Here is a 25,387-nt window from a genome sequence, read left to right as displayed (position 1 = left end):
CTCGCCGGCCCGCCAACGGCAAAGCGGCGATTCCCCGCTGCCGCGGCGATGCGTCGCAGGCCGGCATGCGCACCCGCGCGCGGCTGGCCGAAGCGAACCCGCCCGCGCCCTACGCCGGGCAATTCACTCCCCATTCGCATGTCCCGCGTTTGACCGGGCGAACCCGGCTGGGCCGGATGCCGGGCGTCAGCATGCCTCGGCATGCCTCGGCGTCCCTCGGCACGCCCGCTGTCGCACGCTGCCCGGCTGCATGAGGCGACGCGCCAGCAAAATAGCACAGGAGTGCGAACCGAGACACTTCCGATTCAATTGTTCGCTAGTCCTAGGCGTTTAGTCCTGGTCCGATATGTCCTAAACCTTGCCAACTCGATAATCGAACCTATGATTTCTAACAGCGGCCATCGAAACAGTGGAGCGATGCCGGCTAACCAGCGAGGTGCACACATGCGATCCCCCATGACAAAAAAGCGCGTACTTGGATTTCTGATGGGCGCCATGCTGGCCACGGCTGGCGTGCAGGCAATGGCCTCGGGCATGGAGCCGGAGACGTCGGTCATCATCCTGAACGAGGCGGATGGCGAGACGAGTATCAACGTCAAGAATACCGACGACACCGTTTCACTCCTTTACTCGAAAATCGAGAACACGCCGGAGGACCAGGAAGCGCTGGTGCTGCTGACCCCGCCCGTGGCACGGGTCGAGCCGGGTGAAACGCAGCTCGTCCGTTTTATCCTCAAGTCCGGCGAACCGATCAAGGTACAGCGTCTCAAGCGCGTGATCTTCGAAGGCATTCCGCAACGCGCCGCGATGGCCGGACACGCCACGGTGGGCGTCACCGTGCGCCAGAACCTGCCGCTGATCGTGAATCCGAAGGGCTTGGCGCCCAATCGCGCACCGTGGACGCTGCTCAAGTGGGAGATCAGGGACGGGAAACTGGTGGCGGTCAACGACAGTGCCTATGTCGTGCGCCTCGACCCGACCGTCATCATGCAGCCGTCCAGGGCGACGGCCATCTTGCCGCGCAGCTACGTGCTTCCGGGCGAGACGATCGTCGCGCACGCCGATGCGCCGGTTGCGGCGAGTTCGGTCACGATCGTCCCCGCCACGGTCTACGGCTACTCGGTTGACCGGTACGAGGCCGCGATCACGAGCGCGCCGCAATAGCCGCGCCCTTGCGCAGCGGCGTGAGTTCACGCCGCACGCGCCTCGATGCGATGAAAAAGCCCACGTCAGCCGCCTGCGTCGGCCCCGCCTCGTTCGCACCCGCGCCGGCGCCCGCGCCCGCGCCGCGCGAGCGAAAGGGCTCGCCGATCATGACCTCGCTCGCCTGCGCGGTATCCGGCCTGATTGCCCTGTTCGCCGCACCCGAGGCCAAAGCCGAGCGCAGCGAGGGCGAAACGGCTTCCGCGGAGTTCGACATGGACACGCTCAAGGCGCGCGGCATCGATCCGGCGCTCGCCGCGTATTTCAAGGACGTGCCGCGGTTCACGCAAGGGGTGCACGTCGTGACGCTGCTCGTCAACGGCGTCAAGGTCGGCAAGGTCGATGCGCGCTTCGATGCGCAAGGGGACCTGTGTTTCGACGATGTCCTGATCGCCAGGGCACGGTTTCACACGCCCAGCGACAAATACCTGCTGGACGAGGCGAGCGCACCCGGCGCGCGCTGTTACGACTTCGTTGCAGCCTATCCGCAAACCGAAGTCACGCTGCGTCCCAACCGGGAAGAGGTCGCGATTGTCGTTTCGCAGGACACGCTGATCGGCGACGCCCCGCAGGCATCCGATTTCAGCCAGGGCGGATTCGCCGCGATCGCGAACTACGATGTGATGGCGCTGCGCTCCAGCACTTCCGGCGGGGGCTCGCATCAGTACCTGTCCGCGTCGACCCAGCTGGGCTTCAACCTCGGCGACTGGATCGTCCGCAGCCGCCAGATTTACGTCTCGGAAGGCGGCCGCTCGCGATTCGACCATCTCTACACCTACGCGCAGCGGACCTTCGCCGACCAGAAGGCGGTGCTCCAGGCGGGGCAGATCAACATCAACAGTCCGCTTTTCCCGGGCGCGCCGATCAACGGCGTGCAGGTCTTGCCGGAACTCGCGCTCAATGAAACGCGGCACTCCGGCGCGCTCGTCGAAGGCATCGCGCCCAGCCAGGCCACCGTGGAAATCCGCCAGGCCGGGGTCCTCGTCTACACCACGATGGTGCCCGAAGGGCAGTTTGCGATCACGGATATCCCGCTGCTCAACGCGAATACCGATCTGGCGGTGACCGTGCGCGAAGCGAACGGCAACGAGCGGCAGTTCGTGGTGCCGGCGGCGTCGTTCCGGACGTCGGTGCCTGCGCCGCCCGGGTACACCTTCGCGCTCGGCAAGGTGCGCGACGTGGCAGACGCCGGCATCGCGCAGCCCATGGTCGCAACCGGGACAGCGACGTGGAACGTGGGACGCGACACCACCGCGTCGGCCGGCGCGATGGTATCGCCGCGCTACCAGTCGGCAGGCTGGGGCGCCGACACGCGGATCTTCAACGACGCCGCCGTGAGCGTGCGCAACACCTTTTCGAACGCGCTCGACGAGGGCGTCAAGGGCACGAAGATCAGCGCGTCGATGTCCGTTCCGCTGCCGTACAGCGCGGCCGTCAGCGTGTCCGCGACGCAGCAGACCGCCGGTTATCGCGAATTCGCCGAGACGCTGTCTTCCGGCAATGGCGACGCGTATCTGTCGCACCTCAAGGGGCAATACACGGCATCCCTGAACTGGTCACACCCGGTGATCGGCGGCGTCAACATGACGTACTCGGCCAACCGGTTTTTTGACGGGCGATCGAGCAATCGTGTCGTCGCGTCGTGGGGCCGCACGTTCAGGCACGCCACGGTCAATGCGAGTGTCGAGACCAGCCTCGGCGGGCGCGACACGGCACAGCGCAGCGAGCGCGCCGCCTACGTGAACGTGAGCATCCCGCTCGGCAAGCGGTCGGTACAGACGTACGCGCGCCAGCGCGGCGACCGCTTGACCACGGGCGTGGCCCTGTCCGAGGTCGTCAGCGACCAGGTGAGCTATCGCGTGTCCGCCGAGCGGAACAACAGCACGGGCGCCACCCACGCGTCCGGCAACGTGTCGCTGCTGCCGCGCTACACCGCCGTCGATCTTGGCTACGCGCAGAGCAACGCCACGCGCGCGCTGAGCGGCCGGATCTCGGGCGGCGTGGTCGCGCATCGGGGCGGCGTCACGTTCTCGCCTTACGAAGTGCAGGACACCTTTGGAATCGTCGATGTTCCGGGCCTCTCCGGGGTCAAGCTCACGACGCCGTATGGGCCCGTGTGGACGGATTTTACGGGGCAGGCGGTGGTGCCGATGTTCAGCGCCTACCGGGACAGCCGCATCGAAGTGCAGACCCGGACGCTGCCGCGCCGGGTCGACCTCAGAAACGGTTTCCAGACCGTCGGCGCCGGACGCGGCTCGGTCAATTTCGTTTCGTTCGACGTGATCCGGGCGAACCGCTTCCTGATCACGGCCGTCGACGAAAACGGGCAGCCGCTGCCCAAGGGCGCACTGGTGCTCGACGGCGCCGGCAACTTCCTCACCACCGTGCTGGACGACGGAACGATGTTCCTGTCCGACGTGGGGCCCGAGTCGGACCTGCGGGTCTCGCTGCCGGACGCCGGAACGTGCAGGCTCGAAATCAATTTCCCCGAGAAAACTGACCATGATTCGTTTTACGACACGGCGTCGGCGACCTGCCGGCGTTAATCCGTGCCTTGCACGCGTGCTGCTCGCGGGCGTCCTGCTTGGACCCGGCATGGCATGGGCGAGCGGCTGCGACATCCAGGTGGGCAATGCGGACATCGATTACGGGCCCATCGTTCGTGGGGATCTCCCGGTGACGTCGGCGCCCGTGTCGCTCGGAAAGCGGCAGCTCACCCTGCGCGTGCAGTGCCGCGAGGCGCAGACGTTTGCCCTGCGATTCGATGCGGAGCCGGCAGGCCCGGGCGCCTTCCGGTTCGCGCGCGGCGGCCACTTCACGATCGAGCTGACGCAGGCCAGCGTCGACGGCGCGCCGGCCCTGCTCGCGCAGACGGCCAATGACCGGCAGCTCACCAGTGCGGGGGTCGAAAGCGTCGCGCTGGTTCCCCATTCGAGCGTGAGCGTCGTCGGGCGAAACGGACGCGTTTCGGGGAAGTCGCTGATGGTTCAGCTGGAAATAGAGACGTTCGTCGTCGATGCGACCACGCGTGTGCGCGACATCACGACGCTGATCGGAGCTGGCACATTGAGGGTGAGTTCGTTCTGACCGGGCTTCCTGGCGATCCTGACCATTGCACCCACTCCGCCCACGCCGCCCACTCTGCCCACTCCGCCCGCGACCCGGCACGCGGGCGGTGCGTGGGCGGTGCGTGGGCGGCGCATGGCCGAGACCATCGGGCGACTCTCATCCTGGTCCGATGGTGAGGGCCCGGAGCGTGAACGATACTTCATGTCATCGATAGCGCGCTGGGTACGAGGAACGGCTCGCTTCAGGATGATCTTCAAACCCCTCGCCCAATCGTTACTGGAGTGTTTATGTCGACCCGCAAATCCCTTCTGCTCGCCGCCCTGCTGTGTGCTTCCGCCTTCGCCACCGGCGCCCACGCGCAATCGATCGATCTGCGCGTCATCGGCACCGTGACGCCCCCGGCCTGCACGCCGACGATCGGCGGCAGCGGCGTGTTCGACTACAAGACCATCGCGGCCGAAACGCTCAACATGACCGCCCATAACCGGCTGGAGCCCCGGGATCTGGAGTTTGTGATCACCTGCAACCAGCCCGCCAACGTGGCCGTGAAAATCATGGATAACCGCGCCTCCAGCATGATCCCGGGCATTCTCAGCGTCATCGATCCCAACGCGTCCGACGCCCACAACCACGGCCTGGGCACCGCGGGCGAAGCGAACGTCGGCGGCTACATGATGCGGATGGTTCAGGGCTCCTTCACCGGCGACGGCGAGCCCGTGCACACGGTGACCAGCCCGGATACCGGCTCGTCATGGGGAAGCCACAGCGGCGGCAACCTGACCCACGGCACGGGCGCTTACTATTCCTGGTCGAAGACCGAGGGCGGCGCGCCGAATGCGTTCCAGAATCTCGCCGGCACCCTCCAGGTCGAAGCGGTCCTGAACCACGGCAGCGCGCTGCCCCTGTCGTCCAATGTCGATCTCGACGGCTCCGCCACGATCGAACTCGTGTATCTGTAAGTCGCACGTTACCGGCTCGCCCAGGCCGTCATGCATCAGGCAACAGGCCGCGCCTTCGCACCCCGCTTTGGGCAAAAGCGGGGGGCAGACCGGCAGGCCTGGCCGAACGGCTGCTGCCGGACCCTTCATGGAGTATTTATGCCCCGCCCGTTCAGACTGCTCGTACCCGCGCTCGCGCTGTGCGCCGCGGCATTCGCCACCGGCGCCCATGCACAGTCGGTTGACATCCGCGTCACGGGCACCGTGACACCGCCGAGTTGCTCGCCATCGCTGAGTAACAGCGGGGTGTTTGACCACAAGACGATCGCGGCGTCGAGGCTCAGCAAAACCAAGTACACGACGTTGCCGCAAATAGATCTTCGTCTGACGATTGTTTGTACCGATCTGACCCGCGTCGCGGTGCGAGCGATCGACAACCGGTCTTCAAGCATGATACCCGGCATTCTTGAGGGTCTCGGCACCGGCTGGAGCAACGCGTACAATTTCGGTCTTGGCACCTCGGGAAGTGCAAAGGTGGGAGGATACAGTCTCAGCCTGGAACGAGATACGTACACCACAGACGGCGCTTCCGCGTCTGTGGTACGCAGCACCAATGGCGGCTCGTCATGGGGCAATCATGGCGGTGTAGGCGCGATGAGTCTGAACAATACCTACTACTCCTGGTCCACGACCGACGACAGCGCGCCGACCGCGTTTCAGAGCCTGACGGGTACGCTTAAGCTCAGGACGGTTCTCAACAAGGCTGACGAATTGCCCCTGTCGGGCAATGTCGAGCTCGACGGCTCCGCCACGATCGAACTCATGTATCTGTAAGTCGCACGTTACCGGCTCGCCCAGGCCGTCATGCATCAGGCAACAGGCCGCGCCTTCGCAACCCGCTTCGGGCAAAAGCGGGTTGCAGACAGGCAGGCCTGGCCGAACGGCTGCTGCTGGACCCTGCATGGAGTATTTATGCCCCGCCCGTTCAGACTGCCCGTACCCGCGCTCGCGCTGTGCGCCGCGGCATTCGCCACCGGCGCCCATGCACAGTCGGTTGACATCCGCGTCACGGGCACCGTGACGCCGCCGAGTTGCGTGCCATCGCTGAGTAACGGCGGGGTGGTTGACTACGAGACGATCGCAGCGGCCACGCTCAACAAAACCGAATACACGAAATTACCGGATAAAAATCTTGTCCTGTCGATTCTATGTACCGATCGGACTCACGTCGCAGTGCGAGCGATCGACAACCGGTCTTCAAGCCTGATTCCGGGCATTGTCAACGGTCTCGGCACCGGCTGGAGCGACGAGTACAACTTCGGTCTTGGCACGTCGGGGGGGGTCAAGGTCGGAGGGTACGGCATCGTCCTGGTGACAGGGACATACACCATGGACGGCAACGCTGTGTCTAACGTGCGCAGCGAGAACGCCGGCTCGACATGGCTGACTTCGAGCGGCGCAATGTCCAACTGGGAAAGGCGGTACTACTCCTGGTCGACGACCGCCGGCGGCGCGCCGACCGCGTTTCAAAACCTGACGGGTACGCTTAGGGTGAGGGCGGTTCTCAACAAGGCAAACGAATTGCCCCTGTCGGGCGATGTCGAGCTCGACGGCTCCGTCACGATCGAACTCATGTATCTGTAAATCGCAGCGTACCGGCTCGCCGGGGCCAGCCTGCGTCAGGCAACAGGCCCGGCATTCGCAACCGGCTTTGGGCAAAAGCAGGTTGGCAGATCAGTGCGCCCGGCTGGGCCGCCCCTGCCGAACCCTCCATGAAGGATCGAGCGCCCCGATTCAGACTGCGCTTTCCTGCGCTTCCCTGCGCTCGCGCCGTGCGCCGCTGCGTTCGCTGCCGGCACCCACGCACAGTCGCGGCCGACATCCGTGTCACGGGCACCGTGACGCCGCCGGATGGCGTGCCCACGCCAGGTAACGGCAGAGGACCGACTACGCGGGACGATCCCTTTGGCCACGCACCCCGCAAGACCGGATACAGGCGTTGGCGGAACAGAACGCCTGATCGGAGCCGGCACATCGAGGGTGAGTTCGTTCTGACCGGGTTTCCTGGCGATCCTGACCATTGCACCCACGCCGCCCACGCCGCCCACGCCGCCCACTCCGCCCACTCCGCCCACTCCGCCCGCGACCCGGCACGCCGGCGGTGCGTGGGCGGTGCGTGGGCCGCGCATGGCCGAGACCATCGGGCGACTCTCATCCTGGTCCGATGGTGAGGGCCCGGGGCGTGAACGATACTTCATGTCATCGATAGCGCGCTGGGTACGAGGAACGGCTCGCTTCAGGATGATCTTCAAACCCCTCGCCCAATCGTTACTGGAGTGTTTATGTCGACCCGCAAATCCCTTCTGCTCGCCGCCCTGCTGTGTGCTTCCGCCTTCGCCACCGGCGCCCACGCGCAATCGATCGATCTGCGCGTCATCGGCACCGTGACGCCCCCGGCCTGCACGCCGACGATCGGCAGCAGCGGCGTGTTCGACTACGGGACCATCGCGGCCGAAAAGCTCAACATGACCGCCCATAACCGGCTGGAGCCCCGGGATCTGGAGTTTGTGATCACCTGCAACCAGCCCGCCAACGTGGCCGTGAAAATCATGGATAACCGCGCCTCCAGCATGATCCCGGGCATTCTCAGCGTCATCGATCCCAACGCGTCCGACGCCCACAACCACGGCCTGGGCACCGCGGGCGAAGCGAACGTCGGCGGCTACATGATGCGGATGGTTCAGGGCTCCTTCACCGGCGACGGCGAGCCCGTGCACACGGTGACCAGCCCGGATACCGGCTCGTCATGGGGAAGCCACAGCGGCGGCAACCTGACCCACGGCACGGGCGCTTACTATTCCTGGTCGAAGACCGAGGGCGGCGCGCCGAATGCGTTCCAGAATCTCGCCGGCACCCTCCAGGTCGAAGCGGTCCTGAACCACGGCAGCGCGCTGCCCCTGTCGTCCAATGTCGATCTCGACGGCTCCGCCACGATCGAACTCGTGTATCTGTAAGTCGCACGTTACCGGCTCGCCCAGGCCGTCATGCATCAGGCAACAGGCCGCGCCTTCGCACCCCGCTTTGGGCAAAAGCGGGGGGCAGACCGGCAGGCCTGGCCGAACGGCTGCTGCCGGACCCTTCATGGAGTATTTATGCCCCGCCCGTTCAGACTGCTCGTACCCGCGCTCGCGCTGTGCGCCGCGGCATTCGCCACCGGCGCCCATGCACAGTCGGTTGACATCCGCGTCACGGGCACCGTGACGCCGCCGAGTTGCTCGCCATCGCTGAGTAACAGCGGGGTGGCTGACTACGGGACGATCGCGGCGTCGAGGCTCAGCAAAACCGAATACACGAAATTAGAGGATAAAGATCTTGTCCTGACGATTGTTTGTACCGATCAGACCCGCGTCGCAGTGAAGCCGGTCGACAACCGGCATGACAGTGTGATCCCTGGCATTATCACAAAGGTCCACAGCCCCGGCTGGACAGACGACACCAACTTTGGCCTTGGTACTTCGGATGGTGCGAAGATTGGAGGGTACGCCATGACCCTGCAACGAGAGACGCACACCATGGACGGCGCTCCCGCGTTGCTGTTGCGCAGCAAGGATGGCGGCTCGAAATGGGCGGTCGTTGATCCACTTTCACTTGCAGGCGTGTTGTATAAAAACCCCGGTGAGTACTATTCCTGGGCGACGACCGGCTCCACACCCATGGCGTTTCAGACCCTGACGAGTACGCTCAGGATCAGGGGGGCTCTCAACAAGGCCGACGAATTGCCCCTGTCGGGCCATGTCGAGCTCGACGGCTCCGCCACGATCGAACTCATGTATCCGTAAGTCGCCGCGTCCCGGTTCGTCCGCGCTGGTATGCGCCTCACGGGCGCGCTCCTCGCGCGAGACCCGGCACAAGGCAGACACCCCCGCCGGGCACGTGTCGCGTGGGCACGGCCCCCCTGTTCGCGAGGCCGCGCGAGCGCACAGGTGCGCCCCCCGCCTCGCCCGCGCTCGACGAAGCACATCGGACGCGTCCCCACACACCAGGCGCCAACTCAGAGCATGCCGATCGCGGCGACACCGTGTTCGCTGCTACGCGCGCGCATAGGCGCGATGCGCTGAGACGCGGTGCCATCGGGTGCGTCCGCGCAGGACTGCGCATCGGACGCGGCGGAGCTGCGCCGCGCCGCACCGTTTGCGTCGCCATGCGCGGCTCCGCCGGATGCGTCGCTCGCATACGCGACAAGTTGCGCCCACACCGCTTCCGCATTCGGGCGCAGCGAACGGTTCCTGCGTCGGACCAGCATCGTGGAGAGCACCGCGGCCGGCTGCAGCATGCGCACCGCGAGCGTCGACGGCAGCGCGGGCCAACGCGGATCGACAGGCAACAGGCCGATGCCCAGCCCCAGTTCGACCATGCGCACGACGCCCGCAATGTGCCCCAGCGTCTGCACCGGCGCGGCATACGCCGCGCGCGTCGCGACGAGGCGCGCAATCGCGCCATGACCGCCGGCATCCGCATTGAGCGTCACCAGCCTCGCCTCGTCCAGATCGGACCACGCCAGCGTGTCGCGTTGCGCGAGCGGATGCTGCGCGGGCAGCACCGCGCACAGCGGCGTCGCGAACAGCAGCCGGGTTTCGAGCGCACTGCTGGCGGACGGCAGCGCATCGGACACGATCGCGAAATCCACCTCGCCCTGCTCGACGGCCGACATCACCGAGGTCTGCGGCAGGTCGCGAATTTCCACGGTCAGCGCCGGAAACGCGGTAGCGCACTGCGCGAGTCCCGCGGGCAGCCAGCCGGCGGACAGCACGGGATTGCTGCCGAGCACGACCACACCGGATTGATCGTTGAACAACGCGCGCCCTTCGGTCAGCGCGAGTTCGATTTCATCGAGCAGACGGCCGATGCGGCGCTCGAACGCCGCGCCCGCGGAAGTCAGCGCGACCTGACGCGTCGTGCGATCGAACAGGCGCAGGTCGATCGCCTCCTCGAGTTCGCGGATACAGCGGCTCACGGCCGACTGCGTGAGGCCGAATTCGCGCGCCGCCCCCGTGAAGCTGCGAGTGCGCGCCACGGCCACGAACACCTTCAGTTGATGTAGCGACACGTTCATCGCGGGGCGCCTCCGTTCGCACCGCCTGCGATCCATGCCGGATTGCCCGTGTGCTGATGGATTCTGGCCATAGGTGTTGTCTCCGATAGAGTATTCGTGGCGCCGGTGTCGTGCCGCACAGGCGCCGCACCGCGCCCGCACCGGCTCATGCGCGCAGCCGACACAGGTTGCGCGCGCAACCTTGTGGCGTTGCGCGCCGGGGTGTGCGGCAGCCGCCGGGGCGCCGGGCGCAAACCGTTGCGGGCACAACGGGCTCGCAGACCCATGCTAAGGTCATTGCGGGGCGAGTCATAATCAAAGTTTGTTATCGTATTGATCCACGTTCTTTTATGAGCGCGGCGCATGAGGGCCGGCGATCGACCGGCCATCACGCCGTTGCCGTTGCCCCACGCGCCTTTCAGCGACCCCGTTTCTGTATCTCCGTGCGCCGTCTGTCGGTTGGCGCCCCGCGCCGAACCCCTGCGGTTGAACCGGCAAGGTCGCTGCTTCATCGGTTTCCCGATGCTGCGCGGCACTCGCGCACACGTCCCCGTCCCCATCCTCGTCTCCGTCCAGCCGGATCGCTTTCGCCCCTCGCCTGCGGGAAAACCCGGCTTCATGGCGGCCCGATGTCATGTGATATATTACATACCACATTTCACAAAACCAACGAAAAGCGAGTGAGGAGACGGTGAACATCCACGAATATCAGGCCAAGGCGTTGCTGCGCCACTACGGCGTGCCCGTCCCCGACGGGCGCGTGGCGTTCAGCGCGGGCGACGCCGGTGCGGCCGCCGAAGCGCTCGGCGGCTCCGCATGGGTCGTGAAGGCGCAGATCCACGCGGGCGGGCGCGGCGCGGGCCGCTTCGTCCATGACCCGGACGGCAAAGGCGGCGTGCGCGTCGTGCGCTCGCCCGAAGAGGTAAGCCGCCACGCCAGCCAGATGCTGGCGGCGACGCTCGTCACGAAGCAGACCGGCCCGGCCGGACGCGAGGTAAAACGGGTCTATGTCGAACAGGGCTGCGCGATCGCGCGCGAGCTTTATCTCGGCATGCTGATCGACCGGGGTACCGCGCGCGTGATGATCGTCGCATCCACCGAAGGCGGCATGGAGATCGAGGAAGTGGCCGCGCGCGAGCCGCACAAGATCGTCAAGCTCGCGATCGATCCCGCCACCGGCATGCAGCCGCACCACACGCGGCGGATCGCCTCCGCGCTCGGCCTGAGCGGCACGCAAAGCCGCGCGGCAAGCGCGTTCCTGTTCGCGATGTGGCGCGCGTTTATCGAAACCGATGCGTCGGTCGTCGAGATCAATCCGCTCGTCGTCACGGAAGACGGCAGCCTGCTTGCGCTCGACGCGAAGATGAATTTCGACGACAACGCGCTGTTCCGCCACCCGGAGATCGCATCGCTGCGCGACGAGGCCGAAGAGGATCCGGCGGAGCGCGAAGCCGCGCGGCACGAACTGAACTACGTGACGCTCGACGGCAACATCGGCTGCATGGTGAACGGCGCCGGTCTCGCGATGGCCACGCTCGACATCATCAAGCTCTACGGCGGCGAGCCGGCGAACTTCCTCGACGTCGGTGGCGGCGCGACGAAGGAGCGCGTCACTGCCGCGTTCCGGCTGATCATGCGCGCGCCGACGCTCGCGGCCATTCTCGTCAATATCTTCGGCGGCATCATGCGCTGCGACGTGATCGCCGAGGGCGTCGTCGCGGCGGCCCGCGAGGTGGATTTGCGCGTGCCGCTCGTCGTGCGCCTCGCCGGCACCAACGTCGAGCGCGGCAAGCAGATCCTGCGCGATTCCGGGCTGCCCGTGCTGTCCGCCGACCACCTTGCCGACGCCGCCGCGCTGGCGGTCAAGGCCGCTCAAGGAGCGCACTGACATGGCCGTTCTCGTCAACAGCAACACCAAAGTGATCTGCCAGGGCTTCACCGGCGCGCAGGGCACGTTTCATTCGGAGCAGGCGCTCGCCTACGGCACGCGGATGGCGGGCGGCGTGACGCCCGGCAAGGGCGGCACGACGCACCTCGGCCTGCCGGTGTTCGACACCGTGGCTGAGGCGGTCGAGCGCACCGGTGCGGATGCGTCGGTGATCTACGTGCCGCCGCCGGTCGCAGCCGACGCGATTCTCGAAGCGATCGACGCGCGCGTGCCGCTCGTCGTCTGCATCACGGAGGGCATTCCCGTGCTCGACATGGTTCGCGTAAAGCGCGCGCTGGCCGGCTCGCCGACCCGCCTTGTCGGGCCGAACTGCCCGGGCGTGATCACTCCCGGTCAATGCAAGATCGGCATCATGCCCGGCGCGATTCACCGGCCGGGCCGCATCGGCGTGGTGTCGCGCTCGGGTACGCTGACCTATGAAGCGGTCGCGCAGACGTCGGCGGCCGGACTCGGGCAGAGCACCTGCATCGGCATCGGCGGCGATCCTGTGAACGGCACGAACTTCATCGACTGCCTCGAAATGTTCCTCGCGGATGACGACACCGAAGGGATCATCATGATCGGCGAGATCGGCGGCAGCGCCGAGGAGGAAGCCGCGCACTTCCTGCGCGACGCGCACACGCGCAAGCCGGTGGTGGGGTTCATCGCGGGCATGAGCGCGCCGCCGGGAAGGCGCATGGGTCACGCGGGCGCGATCATTTCAGGCGGCACCGGCACGGCCGGCGCGAAGATCGAGGCAATGCGCGCGGCGGGCGTACACGTCGCGCCGTCGCCTGCGGCGCTCGGCGAAACGATGGTCGCGGCGCTCAACGCGCGCTAGCGCGGTGTGCGGCGTGCGGCGTGCGGTGCGCGGTGCGCGGTGCGCGGTGCGCGGTGTGCGGTGTGCGGTGTGCGGTGTGCGGTGTGCGGTGTGCGGTGTGCGGTGTGCGGTGTGCGGTGCGCGGTGCGGACAAGGTAGCGTGCCGCGCGCCGCCGCGCTCAGTCGAGAAAGTCGCAGTGCGCCTCGACGTAGTCGGCGAGATCGAGCGAATGCTGGCGCACGAGCCGCTCGGCGAGTTCGGTGTCGCGCTTTTCGAGCGCCTCGATGATGCGCAGATGGTCGACGATCGAGCGCGACGCGCGGTCGCTTTGCGAAATCGTCATGCGCCGGATCGCGCGCACGTGGATGAAGATGTTCTTGATCGTGTCGAGAATCAGCTGCGATTTCGACAGCTCGACAATCGCCTGATGGAACGCGATGTTCGCATCCGAGTACTCCGCGATATGCTCGGCCGGCGTGCTGTCGCGAAAGTTGTCGAACATATGGCGCAGCTTCGCGATTTCGGCATCGCTCGCGTTCTGCGTTGCGAGACGCGCCGCCATGCTTTCGAGCGCGGCCCACATCTGGATCATCTCGACGATCTCGCGTTTGCTCTTGCGCACGATGTAGATGCCGCGACGCGGCACCATGCGCAGGAAGCCTTCCTGTTCGAGCAGCGTCATCGCCTCGCGCACCGGAGTGCGGCTCACGCCGAGCTTTTCGCTCAGTTCGCGTTCGTCGAGGCGGATTTCCTCGTGCGATTCGTAGATGTCCGCGTCGGCAATCGCCTGACGCAACATCGCGTAGGCCTGATCGCGCAGACTGGCGCTCGCATTGATGGGTTGCAACGTAAGCGTTAGAGGGGTGGCCACGGGCGGTTCCTTCGCCTCAGTTTGAAGATCCAACGGCATGCATCGGCTCTTGACGGACAGGCACGGCGACGTCCGTATCCGGAGCGGCCGCGACAGCAACGAAAAGCGCGCCTAAAACATACGCCATGCACGCAATGGGAATTAAGAAAATATATCACTCAATGCCATGCTGCATCGCCATAAAACCAATATTGCGTATGTAGTATATCATGATTTGACCCAATCGGGCAGGTTTGATGAGTTCGCGGAATTCGTCGGTGGGCGCCGGCGAAAGACAACCGGCGCATCGGCCCGCGTAATCGCGCCATTTGGGGATATTTCGGGGATATCGAAGAGGCATGGCGGAATGGCATCCGATTCGATTCAGGCATCGACGATCCGTCCAGGCCGGTGGTCTGCGCAATCAGCGCGCTCGCGCAACCCCGATTCGCCTCGCGACAAAGTCTCAGTAATTTCCCGTAACCCGCCATCGTTGTTCGTCATCGGTCCGCCGGAAAAGCCGCGCCAGATTATTACATTTTCACAACGCCCGATGGAAATCCGCGCGCGCCCAATTGAGCGGTTTTGCGAACCGGGCGGATCGCGTGTCCCGTGTCACGGGCCTTTACGCGGCAATCGACAGCGGCCGCCGGCACCGGGCCCGGAGCGCACGCCACGGCCCCCCGTTTTCAGCTGTGTCCACACGACCTCGATCATTACTGCCCGGCTACATCCATAATCTTTCATTTACCGTAAATATAAAATTATTCAACTATCCTTAATTCAGTGACACCTTCAAATTGAAGCTATAGCAAAGCGTGCGGCGTTCCGCTTCCCGCCCCCGGCTCGCCGTCTTTCCAATCCAGGCGTCTCAGCAACCGATCCAGGCGCGACATCCGGTTTTCACTGGCAAAGACGAGGACGATATTTAGTACTTTTAATTATTAATCAAATAGTGGCATTCCAGATCAAGGAGAAGACGTGAGGCACTTCAGATATCCGGCGTTGCGGCCGGCGCGTACTCGCGCGCGCCATGCCCGCACCTGCGCGGCAAGCGCCGGCAGGTGCGACGCGCAAGCCCGCGGGTCACCGCCCATTCCGCACCCTGTCGCGTACCGTTCGGCAGCGGCGCGACCGTCGACACCGGATTCGCGGATTTCCGCGTCCTCGTCGCGGCCTCCCGTATCCGCTCCGTTCCCGCGCGATTGACCATCGGCACCGTGGTTATTTCACATGTACAGGACTCCTTATTTCGTACCGTGAGCCTGTCGCATCCCGACCGCCGGTACCGCCCGATCCGCAGTTTTCTTGAGACCCGGCGGATGTGCCCTTAGCGGCGCTGCATCCGCCAACTGTTTGAGGAGAGAGAGTCATGGCATTCGCAGACTCGTCCGTCAGCCCGTCAACGCCGCCCAACCGCTGGCTCCAGCTGGTCATCGGCGTCGCCTGTATGGCGCTCGTCGCCAACCTGCAGTATGCGTGGACGCTGTTCGTCATTCCGATGGAAACGCAAAACCACTGGAGCGGCGTGGAAGTGCAAACCGCGTTTTCGATCTTCGTGCTCGTCGAAACCTGGCTCGTCCCGGTCGAGGGCTGGCTCGTCGACCGCTTCGGCCCGCGCCCCGTCATCATGGGCGGCGCAGTGTTCGTCGGCCTGAGCTGGGTCATGTACTCGTTCGCGACATCGCTATCGATGCTCTACGTCGGCGCCGTCGTGGCGGGGATCGGGGCGGGATGCGTGTACGGCACCTGCGTCGGCAACGCGCTGAAGTGGTTCCCGGACCGGCGCGGCCTCGCGGCCGGCCTCACGGCCGCGGGCTTCGGCGCCGGCTCCGCGCTGACGGTGATTCCGATCGCCCACATGATCCACGCGAGCGGCTATCAGCACACGTTCTTCTCGTTCGGCCTGATCCAGGGTATCGCGATCTTCGTGCTCGGCATCCTGCTCGTGCGTCCGCAGCCTCCCGTGGGCGTCAAGGCCATCGCGCGCATCGTGACGAGCAAGATCGACTACACGCCGCGGCAGATGATCAAGACGCCGGTGTTCTGGATGATCTATCTGCTGTTCGTGCTCGTTGCCGCGGGCGGTCTCATCGCAACCGCACAACTCGGCCCGATCGCAAAGGGCTTCGGCTTCGCGAAGATGCCCGTCGCGGTGCTCGGCTTCACGCTGCCGCTGCTCACGCTCGCGCTGTCGGTCGACAATCTGCTCAACGGTCTGACCCGGCCGATCTGCGGCTTCCTGTCGGACAAGATCGGCCGTGAAAACACGATGCTGCTCGTGTTCGTCGGCGAAGGGCTGGCGCTGCTCGGCATGAAGGCGTTCGGACACAACCCCTATGCGTTCCTCGTCTTCGCACCGCTGATCTTCCTGTTCTGGGGCGAGATTTTCTCGATCTTCCCGGCAACCTGCGCGGACACGTTCGGCAGCAAGTATGCGGCGGCCAACGCCGGCACGCTCTACACCGCCAAAGGCACGGCTTCGCTGCTCGTGCCGCTCGCATCGGTGGTCGCGGCAGGCGGATCGTGGGACCGCGTGCTGATGCTCGCGGCGATCGTCTCGATCGTGGCGGGCGTCGGCGCCAAGCTGATCCTCTCGCCGATGCGTACGCGCTGGTTTGCGGACGCGCGCGAGATGGAGGAAGCCGCCGACGCGGCCGGCAACGGGCTTCAGGAGGCTCGCTAGGCGCAGGCCTCGCCCGCACCCGGCGCCACGCACGGTTCGTGCGATGACGCGCGGTGCGGGCGACCCTGCCCGCGCCTCCGTCGCACCTTCGTACTGTCGTACCGACATGCCGGTCCGCGTCGACGCGCAGGCCGGCACATTCAGGTTCTCCGCGGCGCGCTTGCCGTGCCGTGCCGGACGCTTGCCGCGTCCCCGGTGGGCAGCACGCGCTGCGCGCCGCTGCCCGGACGTCCCGCGCCACGTGACGCGCGACACAGCATGCGCGCCGCGCCGTCCCGCCGCGAGCACCGCCCCTACCGGCGTGGTTCAGCGCAGCAGGAGCGCATCACATGCATGACATTTCGACGTTGCCGATCGGGGGGCCGCTCTCCCCGCCGCCTTCTTCCCTGGCTTACACCGATATCCCATACGCGCATGTTCCGACGCCGGAGCGGCCCGTTCGTGCGTGCGCACGCTCGATCGTGACCGGCGAGCGGATCGCGTGGCAGCAGCACCCGTGGGCGCAGCTCGCGTATGCGACGCGCGGCGTGCTGCGCATGAGCGCCGGCGGCTGTTCGTGGATCGTGCCGCCGTCGCGCGCGGTCTGGATTCCCGCGCATCTGGCGCACGAGATCGTCGCGATCGAAGGCGCGTGCCTGCGCGTGCTGCACATCGATGCGTCGATCGTGCCGCACGCGCTTGCGCGTTGCCGCGTCGTCGAAGTGTCCGGCCTGATGCGCGAGGCGATCGCAGCCAGCGACGGCGTGTCCTGCACGCCGGCCCGCGAGCGGCTGCTGGGCGAACTCACGCTCGACGAACTCGCCCGCGCCGCGCCGTTGCCGCTCGCCGTGCCGCTGCCGCGCGACCCGCGTCTGCGCGCGCTGTGCGAGGCGCTGCTCGGCGCGCCGGCCAACGCGGGTTCGCTCGGCGAGTGGGCAGCGCAGAGCGGCATCAGCGCGCGCACGGTGTCCCGGCTGTTTCGCGCCGAACTCGGCATGAGCTTTTCGCAATGGCGCCGGCAGGCAGGGCTCGCCCGTGCGATCCCGCTGCTCAATCAGAAGCGCTCGCTCGCCCAGGTCGCGCGCGAACTCGGCTATAACAGCCAGAGCGCGTTCACCGCGATGTTCGGCCGCGCGTTCGGCGAAAGCCCGCGCGCGTTCATGTCGCGCTCGGCCGCTTTCGACGACGATGCGACCAGTCAGCGGCGCGCACGCGCGTCCCGCATCGAGCGGCCCCGGGCCGCCGCGCAGCGCGAGGCATAACGCCTCGCGCGAGGCACGCCGCCGCCCTTCACAGACCGCGCGCAAGAAAAAAAGCCCCGGCACACGCACGATTGCGTGTGCCGGGGCTTTTGAAGCTCTGCGCCGTCACAGACAAGTCAGGCCGCAGGCCAACCCGCGCGGGCCGGCCCCCGTCACCCTCGCTCAGGCGGCGAGACTGCGCAGCAGTCCGTCGACGCTCGCCTTCGCGTCGCCGAACAGCATCCGCGTGTTCTCCTTGTAGAAGAGCGGATTGTCGACGCCCGCGTAGCCCGAGGCCATCGACCGCTTGGACACGATCACGGTCCGCGCCTTCCAGACTTCGAGCACCGGCATGCCGGCAATCGGGCTGCCCGGATCTTCGAGCGCCCCCGGATTGACGATGTCGTTCGCGCCGATCACGAGCACGACGTCGGTCTGCTCGAAGTCGTCGTTGATTTCGTCCATTTCGAGCACGATGTCATACGGCACCTTCGCCTCGGCGAGCAGCACGTTCATGTGCCCAGGCAGACGGCCCGCCACCGGGTGGATTCCGAAGCGCACCTTCACGCCCCTGTCGCGCAGCGTGCGCGTGATCTCGCTGATCGTCGCCTGCGCCTGCGCTACCGCCATCCCGTAGCCCGGCACGATCACGACTTCCTCCGCGTCCTTGAGCAGCGCGCCGACCTCGTCGATCGTCGTGGGCACCACGTCGCCGGCGGGCGCCGCCTGTGCGCTGCTCGTCGCGGTGCCGAAGCCGCCCAGAATCACCGAGACGAAGCTGCGGTTCATCGCCCGGCACATGATGTAGCTGAGGATCGCGCCGCTCGAACCGACCAGCGCGCCGGTCGTGATCAGCAGATCGTTGTCGAGCACGAAGCCCGTCGCGGCGGCGGCCCACCCCGAGTAGCTGTTGAGCATCGACACGACGACCGGCATGTCCGCGCCGCCGATCGCCATCACGAGATGCACGCCGAGCACCGCGGCGAGAACCGTCATCGCGAGCAGCGCCGTCATCCCGCCGTCCAGCGTCGGCGCCATGAGGAACTCGTAGCCGAGCAGCAGGCAGACGGCCACCACGGCGATGTTGAACGCATGCCGGCCGCGCAGCACGAGCGCCTTGCCACTCACCGTCCCCTGCAGCTTCAGGAACGCGATGATCGAACCCGCAAACGTCACTGCGCCGATGAAGACGCCGAGATAGATCTCGCACCCGTGGATCGCCCAGCCGGCCGCGTCCGCCGACGGACCGCCCGCAAGGTAGCTGTTGATGCCGATCAGCGCGGCCGCCGCGCCGACAAAGCTGTGCAGGATCGCGACGAGCTGCGGCATCTGCGTCATCTCGACGCGCCGCGCGAGTTGCGTGCCGATCGCCGCGCCTGCCAGCGCGGCGACGAGCGCGACGGCAAGCCCCGCACCGCGCGTGAGAAAGAGCGTCGCCGCGACGGCGGCGAGCATGCCGATCATCCCGTACAGGTTGCCGCGGCGCGCCGTCAGCGGATGACTGAGTCCGCGCAGACTCAGGATGAAGAGGATGCTCGAGCCGAGATAGGCAATGTTTCCGATTCCGTTAGACATTTAGGTTTCCTATCAACCCTGGAACATTTTCAACATGCGCTTCGTCACGAGGAAGCCCCCGGCGACGTTGATCGTCGCGACGAACAGCGCGATCGCGCCCAGCACCACGACGAGCAGATGCGGCGAGCCGAGCTGCAGCAATGCGCCGATCAGGATGATCCCGCTGATCGCGTTCGTCACGCTCATGAGCGGCGTATGCAGCGCGGGCGTCACGTCCCAGATCACCTGATAGCCGACGAATACGGCGAGCACGAACACCGTCAGGTGCGTTTCGAACGCCGGCGGCGCGACGGCGCCGAGTGCGCACAGCGCCAGCGCGGCGAGCGCGAGCAACACGAGCCGGCTCGTGCCGGACGCTCGCACGACCTCCTCGCCCGTGCCCGCGCCCGCGCCGTGCGCAGCCTGTGCCGCCGGCGCGGCCTTCGGCGCCGGCTGCGCGGGCGCGAGCGGATGCTTCGGCGCAGGCGGCGGCCACGTGATCGCGCCGTCGTACACGACGGTTGCGCCGCGCATCACGTCGTCCTCCATGTCGATCTTCAGTTCGCCGTCCGCGGCGGGCGTCAGGTCGGTCAGCAGATGGCGGATGTTGGTGCCGTAAAGCTGGCTCGACTGGGTCGCCATCCGGCTCGGCAGGTCGGTGTAGCCGATGATCGTCACGCCGCTCGCCTGAACGGCCTCGCCCGGACACGTCAGTTCGCAGTTGCCGCCCTGCTCGGCCGCCATGTCGACGATCACGCTGCCCGGGCGCATCGACTCGACCATCGCCGCGGTGATCAGCTTCGGCGCGGGCTTGCCCGGAATCAGCGCGGTCGTGACGATGATGTCCACCTCGCGCGCCTGCGCCGCGAAGAGCGCCATCTCGGCCTCGATGTACTGCGGGCTCATCTCCTTCGCGTAGCCGCCGGTGCCGCCGCCGTCCTCTTCGACGTCGAGCTTCAGGAATTCGGCGCCGAGGCTTTCGACCTGCTGCCCGACGGCCGGACGCGTATCGAACGCGCGCACGATCGCACCGAGGCTGCGCGCGACGCCGATCGCCGCGAGCCCCGCGACACCGGCGCCGATGATCATCACCTTCGCCGGCGCGATCTTGCCTGCCGCGGTGATCTGGCCGGTGAACGGACGGCCGAAATGATGAGCGGCCTCGATCACCGCGCGATAGCCCGCCATGTTGGCCATCGAGCTGAGCGCGTCGAGCTTCTGGGCGCGCGACGTGCGCGGCACGCAATCCATCGCGAGCGTGTTGACGCCGCGCGCCGTGAGCGCGTCGAGCAACGCCCGGTTCTGCGCGGGCCAGACGAAGCTGATCAGCGTCGCACCCGGTTTCATCAGCGTCGCCTCGTCCACGCCGAGCGCCGCGTTGAACGCCGGCGGACGCACCTTCGCGACGACATCCGCCGCGCCGAGCAGCGTGCGCGGATCGCTGACGATGCGCGCACCGGCCTCGCGATACGCGTTGTCGTCGAACGCGGCGCCCGCGCCGGCGCCCGCTTCCACGTCGACCGCATAGCCGAGCTTCACGATCTGCCGGACCGTATCGGGCGTCGCCGCGACGCGTCGCTCGCCCGGATGAATTTCGCGCGGCACTGCAAGGGTCATCGCCATGTCAGGCCCTCCCGCCAAGCATGTTGGACAGCACGCCGATGCCATCGATCGTGATGTCGACCGTCGAGCCGTCCTTGATGGAGCCGACGCCGACCGACGTTCCGCACGCAATCACGTCGCCGGGCATCAGCGTCATGTCGTGCGAGATGAGGCTGACCTGTTCGGCGGGCGAGAAAATCATGTCGGCAAGCGGATAGTGCTGACGCTCGACGCCGTCGAGCTGCGTGATCACGTGCGCGTTGCGCCAGTCGAGATCGCGGCGGATCGCGGGCCCGAGACAGGTGAACGTATCGAAGCCCTTCGCGCGGCACCACTGCGCGAAGTTCGGATCCTCGTTGAGAATCTCGATCGCGGTCACGTCGTTCACGCAGGTGTAGCCGAAGATGCAGGACTCGGCCTCCTCGACCGTGACGTCGCTGCAGCGCTTGCCGATCACGATGCCGAGCTCGCCCTCATACGCGATCTTGCCGCGATAGCTCGCGGGACGGCGGATCGGCTCGGACGGCCCGACCACCGACATCGGCGGCTTGATCAGATAGAGCGGATGCACGGGCGCCGCCTTGCCGAGCTTCTCGGACAGCGCATGAAAGTTGTTCCACAGCGCGACGATCTTGCCCGGCACGCACGGGCTCAACAGCGTCACCTCGCCGAGCGCGAGCGCCTCGCCTGCCGGCTGCGGGCGCTCGAACATGTCGCCCGCGTGGGGCACGACCCGGCCGTTTTCGAGTGTGCCGAAACCGATGCCGCCATCGTTCAGCCGAAACCGTATCCACGAGTTCATCGGGATGTCTCCTGCTTCAATTGAAATTCTTCTGACGCGAGGGCGGCACGGGCGGCGGCGCATGCGCCGTCGCCCGTGTTGCACCTCGCAGGATGTCGTGTCGCGCGGGGAACGCCGCGCGGATCAGATCGCGCCGGCCGTGCGCAGCTGCGCGATCTCGTCGGCGCCGTAGCCGAACTCGGTCATCACTTCGTCGGTGTGCTCGCCGAGCAGCGGCGAGCGTGTGACGACGGTCGGACTGTCCGACAGGCGGATCGGATTGCCGACGCTCAGATACGCGCCGCGCACCGGATGATCGACCTCGACGATCGCACCGCTCTCGCGCAGCGACTCGTCCTCGGCGATCTCCTTCATCGACAGCACCGGTCCGCACGGAATGTCGTACTTGTTGAGGATCGTCATCGCCTCGAACTTCGTGAGCCGCATCGTCCAGCGTTCGATGTCGGCAAAGATCTGCGTGAGCCTCGGCAGACGCGCCGCCGGTGTCGCGTAGTCGGGATCCGTGATCCACTCTTCCCGGCCGATCACCTTGCAGATGCGGTCCCAGACCGGCGCCTGCGCAATGAAATAGATGTACGCGTTGTAGTCGGACTCCCAGTTTTTGCAGCGCAGGATCCAGCCCGGCTGCCCGCCGCCCGACGCATTGCCGGCGCGCGGCACCGCAGGGCCGAACGTGCCGTCCGGGTACTGCGGATACTCGCGCAGTTCGCCCGTGCGTTCGAGCCGCTGCTGGTCGCGCAGCTTCACGCGGCACAGGTTCAGCACGCTGTCCTGCATCGCGGCGAGCACGTGCTGGCCGCGTCCCGTCATCGTGCGCTGGAAGAGCGCCGTGACGATGCCAAGTGCGAGATGCAGCCCGGTGCCGCTGTCGCCGATCTGCGCACCGGTCACGACCGGCGGACCATCCGCGAAGCCGGTGGTCGACGCCGCGCCGCCCGCGCATTGCGCGACGTTCTCATAGACCTTGCAGTCCTGGTACGGGCCCGGCCCGAATCCCTTGATCGACGCGAGAATCATCCGCGGGTTCAGTTCCTGCACGCGCTCCCAGCCGAGCCCCATGCGTTCGAGCGCGCCCGGCGCGAAATTTTCAACGAGCACGTCGCACTCGCGGATCATCTTTTCGAGCACGCTCTTGCCGAGCGGGTTCTTCACGTCGATCGTCACCGAGCGCTTGTTGTGGTTGAGCATCGTGAAGTACAGACTGTCCGCGCCGGGAATGTCGCGCAGCTGGTCGCGCGTGACGTCGCCCGCGCCGGCCCGCTCGATCTTGATCACGTCGGCGCCGAACCACGCGAGCAGTTGCGTGCAGGTCGGCCCTGACTGCACGTGCGTGAAATCCAGAATGCGTACGCCTTTCAATGCCTTGCTCACTTCCCGTCTCCCTGTTGGCGCCCCGCCGATCGAGATCCCGATCGCACACGCACCTTTTCATTCCATATTTGCAGGATAACTAACTTTTCAGCTTATTCTTCATTCGCGGCGACGAACTGCGTTACACCATGCGGCGAATTATCCTGCTTCGCATCACACCACGCCGTTTCCTGCTTTCAGCAATGCGATCGCAACGCGGCGCGCGGCGGCGAGCGCTGCCTTCTCGCTTTCGAATACGGCTTCGTCGAGCAGCCGGCCCGACGGAATCACGTCGGCCGCCATGCCTGCTTCTTCCTCGACCGGGCGCACCGCCGCATACGCCGTCCAGCCGCCATTCTCGATCAGTTGCATCGCGGACAGCTCCACGCGGTACTGTCCCATCACCTCTACCTGCCTATGCATCGCGTCCTCCCGGTCTTGCATGCGTCAGGCGCCGGTGCGCGCCTCCAGTTCCGCGAGCCGCTTGCGCAACCGGCGATCCTCCTCGAAGCGGCTCGTTTCGTCGCGGATCACGGCGACGATGCCAGTGACTTCGCCCCCCGCGCCGCGCAGCAGCGCAACGGTGAACGCAATCGACATCGCACGCCCGTCCTTGTCGACTGCGGGCACGCGCAGGACGTCGTTGCCGTAGCGCGTCTCGCCGGTATGCATCGTCTTGCGATACCCTTCCCAGTGACGCGCCTGCAGCCGTTGCGGAATGATGATGTCGAGCGACTGGCCGAGCGCCTCGTGCGCGGCAAATCCGAACATGCGCTCCGCGGCCCGGTTCCACAGCGTGATGCTGCCCTCCGGATCCGAGACGACGACCGCTTCGCCAATGGCGGAAACGAGCTGCTCGAAGTCTATCTGTGCGCCTTCCAAGATGCCCTCCCTGCCGCAGCCCGCCGCGGCTCATCCCATGATGACCCGGTGCGAAACCGCCGCCGGGCCGCCGTCATACCGTTCGTCGCCGCGCCGGCATCCCGTCGCGGGATGCCGGCGCGGGGCGCGCGCTCAGACCGACTTCGTCTCGCGCATCTGGACGATCTGCTCGGCGCTGTAGCCGAGGTCCCTCAGGATCTCGTCCGTGTGCTGGCCGAGCAGCGGCGAGGCCTTGATTTCCGGCTTCAGGTCCGAGAACTTGATCGGGCTGCCGACCGTCAGGTACTTGCCGCGCACCGGGTGATCGACTTCGACGATCGAGCCCGTCTTGCGCATCGATTCGTCCGCGGCGAGTTCCTTCATGCTGAGCACCGGCGAACACGGAATGTCGAACTTGCGCAGGATGTCGACTGCCTCGTACTTGGTCTTGTCGGCCAGCCACGCCTCGATCGTCCCGAAGATGTCGAAGATGTGCGGCTGACGGGCACGCGGGCTATTGTAGGCCGGATCGTCGATCCACTCCGGCTTGCCGATCGCGCGGCAAATCGGCTCCCACGCGTGATCCTGCACCGTGAAGTAGATATACGCGTTCGGGTCGTTTTCCCAGCCCTTGCACTTGAGCACCCAGCCCGGCTGTCCGCCGCCGCCCGCGTTGCCGCCGCGCGGCACGGCGTCGGAGAACGTGCCGTGCGGATACTGCGGATATTCCTCGAGGTAGCCGACCCGGTCGAGACGCTGCTGGTCGCGCAGCTTCACCCGGCACAGGTTCAGCACCGCGTCCTGCATCGACACCGCGACCTTCTGGCCCTTGCCGGTCTTGTCGCGGCCGATCAGCGCGGTCAGGATGCCGATGGCGAGGTGCATGCCGGTGTTGCTGTCGCCGAGTGCCGCCGCGCTCACGGTCGGGGGGCCGTCCCAGAAGCCGGTCGTCGAGGCCGCGCCGCCCGCGCACTGCGCGACGTTTTCGTAGACCTTCAGGTCCGAATAGTGGTGCCCGTCGCTGAAGCCCTTCACCGACGCGACGATCATCTTCGGGTTCAGCTCGTTGATGCGCTCCCACGTGAAGCCCATCCGGTCGAGCGCGCCCGGGCCGAAGTTCTCGACCAGCACGTCCGATTCGCGGATCAGCTTCTCCAGCACTTCCTTGCCTTCCTGGGTCTTCGTGTTCAGCGTCAGCGAACGCTTGTTGCTGTTGAGCATCGTGAAATACAGCGCATCCGCTTCCGGAATGTCGCGCAACTGGTTGCGCGTCACGTCGCCCGAGCCCGGACGCTCGACCTTGATCACGTCGGCGCCGAACCAGGCGAGAAGCTGCGTACACGCCGGCCCTGCCTGCACGTGCGTGAAGTCGATAATCTTGATTCCGTCGAGGGGTTTGCTCACGTCTGTTC

Annotated in this window: 22 protein-coding genes; 12 read left to right on the top strand and 10 right to left on the bottom strand. The window is 66.3% G+C overall.

Annotated features, from left to right (window positions below; all coding sequences use genetic code 11):
- The first annotated feature begins 486 nt into the window (after window positions 1-486).
- Window positions 487-1,164: a fimbria/pilus chaperone family protein gene (locus AC3AP7_RS19840; RefSeq protein ID WP_487364273.1), complete on the top strand. Its 678-nt coding sequence runs from the start codon at window positions 487-489 to the stop codon at window positions 1,162-1,164.
- Here the strand turns inward: AC3AP7_RS19840 and AC3AP7_RS19835 are convergent.
- Window positions 1,145-1,315, bottom strand: a complete 171-nt coding sequence (locus tag AC3AP7_RS19835; protein ID WP_487364272.1) for a hypothetical protein — start codon at window positions 1,313-1,315, stop codon at window positions 1,145-1,147. The two genes, AC3AP7_RS19840 and AC3AP7_RS19835, sit on opposite strands and share 20 nt — an antisense overlap.
- Between AC3AP7_RS19835 and AC3AP7_RS19830 the strand changes: the two genes are divergently transcribed.
- The 7 genes from AC3AP7_RS19830 to AC3AP7_RS19800 all read left to right on the top strand — a co-directional run bounded on the left by AC3AP7_RS19830 (window position 1,314) and on the right by AC3AP7_RS19800 (window position 9,049).
- Window positions 1,314-3,749 carry a fimbria/pilus outer membrane usher protein gene (locus AC3AP7_RS19830; RefSeq protein ID WP_487364271.1) on the top strand — a complete coding sequence of 812 codons (2,436 nt, stop codon included), beginning with the start codon at window positions 1,314-1,316 and terminating at the stop codon, window positions 3,747-3,749. The genes AC3AP7_RS19835 and AC3AP7_RS19830 overlap by 2 nt on opposite strands.
- Entirely contained in the window at window positions 3,706-4,290 is a 585-nt protein-coding gene (locus AC3AP7_RS19825; protein WP_487365063.1) for a DUF1120 domain-containing protein, read from the top strand. The genes AC3AP7_RS19830 and AC3AP7_RS19825 overlap by 44 nt, the downstream gene beginning before the upstream one ends.
- Window positions 4,291-4,559: 269 nt before the next feature.
- Window positions 4,560-5,231 (top strand): DUF1120 domain-containing protein, encoded by a 672-nt coding sequence (locus AC3AP7_RS19820; protein WP_487364270.1) that lies wholly within the window; start codon window positions 4,560-4,562, stop codon window positions 5,229-5,231.
- A 138-nt stretch (window positions 5,232-5,369) separates the two neighbouring features.
- A complete protein-coding gene (locus AC3AP7_RS19815; RefSeq protein ID WP_487364269.1) occupies window positions 5,370-6,044 on the top strand; it encodes a DUF1120 domain-containing protein in 675 nt (224 codons plus the stop codon).
- A gap of 138 nt (window positions 6,045-6,182) precedes the next feature.
- Complete coding sequence (locus AC3AP7_RS19810; RefSeq protein WP_487364268.1) at window positions 6,183-6,854, top strand: DUF1120 domain-containing protein; 672 nt, start codon at window positions 6,183-6,185, stop codon at window positions 6,852-6,854.
- Between the two features lie 698 nt (window positions 6,855-7,552).
- Entirely contained in the window at window positions 7,553-8,224 is a 672-nt protein-coding gene (locus AC3AP7_RS19805) for a DUF1120 domain-containing protein (RefSeq protein ID WP_487364267.1), read from the top strand.
- Between the two features lie 138 nt (window positions 8,225-8,362).
- Entirely contained in the window at window positions 8,363-9,049 is a 687-nt protein-coding gene (locus AC3AP7_RS19800; RefSeq protein WP_487364266.1) for a DUF1120 domain-containing protein, read from the top strand.
- 212 nt (window positions 9,050-9,261) lie between these two features.
- Here the strand turns inward: AC3AP7_RS19800 and AC3AP7_RS19795 are convergent, their stop codons facing one another.
- Window positions 9,262-10,323: a LysR family transcriptional regulator gene (locus AC3AP7_RS19795; protein ID WP_487364265.1), complete on the bottom strand. Its 1,062-nt coding sequence runs from the start codon at window positions 10,321-10,323 to the stop codon at window positions 9,262-9,264.
- A gap of 670 nt (window positions 10,324-10,993) precedes the next feature.
- Here AC3AP7_RS19795 and sucC point away from each other — a divergent pair.
- Window positions 10,994-12,190, top strand: coding sequence for an ADP-forming succinate--CoA ligase subunit beta (sucC, locus tag AC3AP7_RS19790; RefSeq protein WP_487364264.1), 1,197 nt, complete (start codon window positions 10,994-10,996; stop codon window positions 12,188-12,190).
- A gap of 1 nt (window position 12,191) precedes the next feature.
- Window positions 12,192-13,070, top strand: a complete 879-nt coding sequence (gene sucD / locus AC3AP7_RS19785; protein ID WP_487364263.1) for a succinate--CoA ligase subunit alpha — start codon at window positions 12,192-12,194, stop codon at window positions 13,068-13,070.
- Between the two features lie 158 nt (window positions 13,071-13,228).
- Here sucD and AC3AP7_RS19780 read toward each other — a convergent pair whose 3' ends face one another.
- A complete protein-coding gene (locus AC3AP7_RS19780) occupies window positions 13,229-13,960 on the bottom strand; it encodes a GntR family transcriptional regulator (protein ID WP_487364262.1) in 732 nt (243 codons plus the stop codon).
- 1,312 nt (window positions 13,961-15,272) lie between these two features.
- On the opposite strand from AC3AP7_RS19780, the gene oxlT reads away from it, so the two are divergent.
- A complete protein-coding gene (gene oxlT, locus AC3AP7_RS19775; RefSeq protein ID WP_487364261.1) occupies window positions 15,273-16,586 on the top strand; it encodes an oxalate/formate MFS antiporter in 1,314 nt (437 codons plus the stop codon).
- A gap of 329 nt (window positions 16,587-16,915) precedes the next feature.
- Window positions 16,916-17,827, top strand: coding sequence for an AraC family transcriptional regulator (locus AC3AP7_RS19770; protein WP_487364260.1), 912 nt, complete (start codon window positions 16,916-16,918; stop codon window positions 17,825-17,827).
- A 162-nt stretch (window positions 17,828-17,989) separates the two neighbouring features.
- Here AC3AP7_RS19770 and AC3AP7_RS19765 read toward each other — a convergent pair whose 3' ends face one another.
- The 7 genes from AC3AP7_RS19765 to frc (AC3AP7_RS19735) form a co-directional block, all read right to left on the bottom strand.
- Complete coding sequence (locus tag AC3AP7_RS19765) at window positions 17,990-19,381, bottom strand: NAD(P)(+) transhydrogenase (Re/Si-specific) subunit beta (RefSeq protein WP_487364259.1); 1,392 nt, start codon at window positions 19,379-19,381, stop codon at window positions 17,990-17,992.
- Window positions 19,382-19,393: 12 nt separating this feature from the next.
- Window positions 19,394-20,983 carry a Re/Si-specific NAD(P)(+) transhydrogenase subunit alpha gene (locus AC3AP7_RS19760; RefSeq protein WP_487364258.1) on the bottom strand — a complete coding sequence of 530 codons (1,590 nt, stop codon included), beginning with the start codon at window positions 20,981-20,983 and terminating at the stop codon, window positions 19,394-19,396.
- 1 nt (window position 20,984) lies between these two features.
- Window positions 20,985-21,764, bottom strand: a complete 780-nt coding sequence (locus tag AC3AP7_RS19755; RefSeq protein ID WP_487364257.1) for a fumarylacetoacetate hydrolase family protein — start codon at window positions 21,762-21,764, stop codon at window positions 20,985-20,987.
- A gap of 123 nt (window positions 21,765-21,887) precedes the next feature.
- Entirely contained in the window at window positions 21,888-23,135 is a 1,248-nt protein-coding gene (gene frc, locus AC3AP7_RS19750) for a formyl-CoA transferase (protein ID WP_487364256.1), read from the bottom strand.
- Window positions 23,136-23,288: 153 nt separating this feature from the next.
- A complete protein-coding gene (locus tag AC3AP7_RS19745; RefSeq protein ID WP_487364255.1) occupies window positions 23,289-23,537 on the bottom strand; it encodes a hypothetical protein in 249 nt (82 codons plus the stop codon).
- Between the two features lie 24 nt (window positions 23,538-23,561).
- A complete protein-coding gene (locus AC3AP7_RS19740; protein WP_487364254.1) occupies window positions 23,562-23,996 on the bottom strand; it encodes a PAS domain S-box protein in 435 nt (144 codons plus the stop codon).
- 132 nt (window positions 23,997-24,128) lie between these two features.
- Window positions 24,129-25,379 carry a formyl-CoA transferase gene (gene frc / locus AC3AP7_RS19735; RefSeq protein WP_487364253.1) on the bottom strand — a complete coding sequence of 417 codons (1,251 nt, stop codon included), beginning with the start codon at window positions 25,377-25,379 and terminating at the stop codon, window positions 24,129-24,131.
- Window positions 25,380-25,387 lie beyond the last annotated feature (8 nt).

This window comes from Paraburkholderia sp. PAMB 6770 (assembly GCF_057748135.1).
This window is presented reverse-complemented; position numbering and strand designations above follow the sequence as displayed.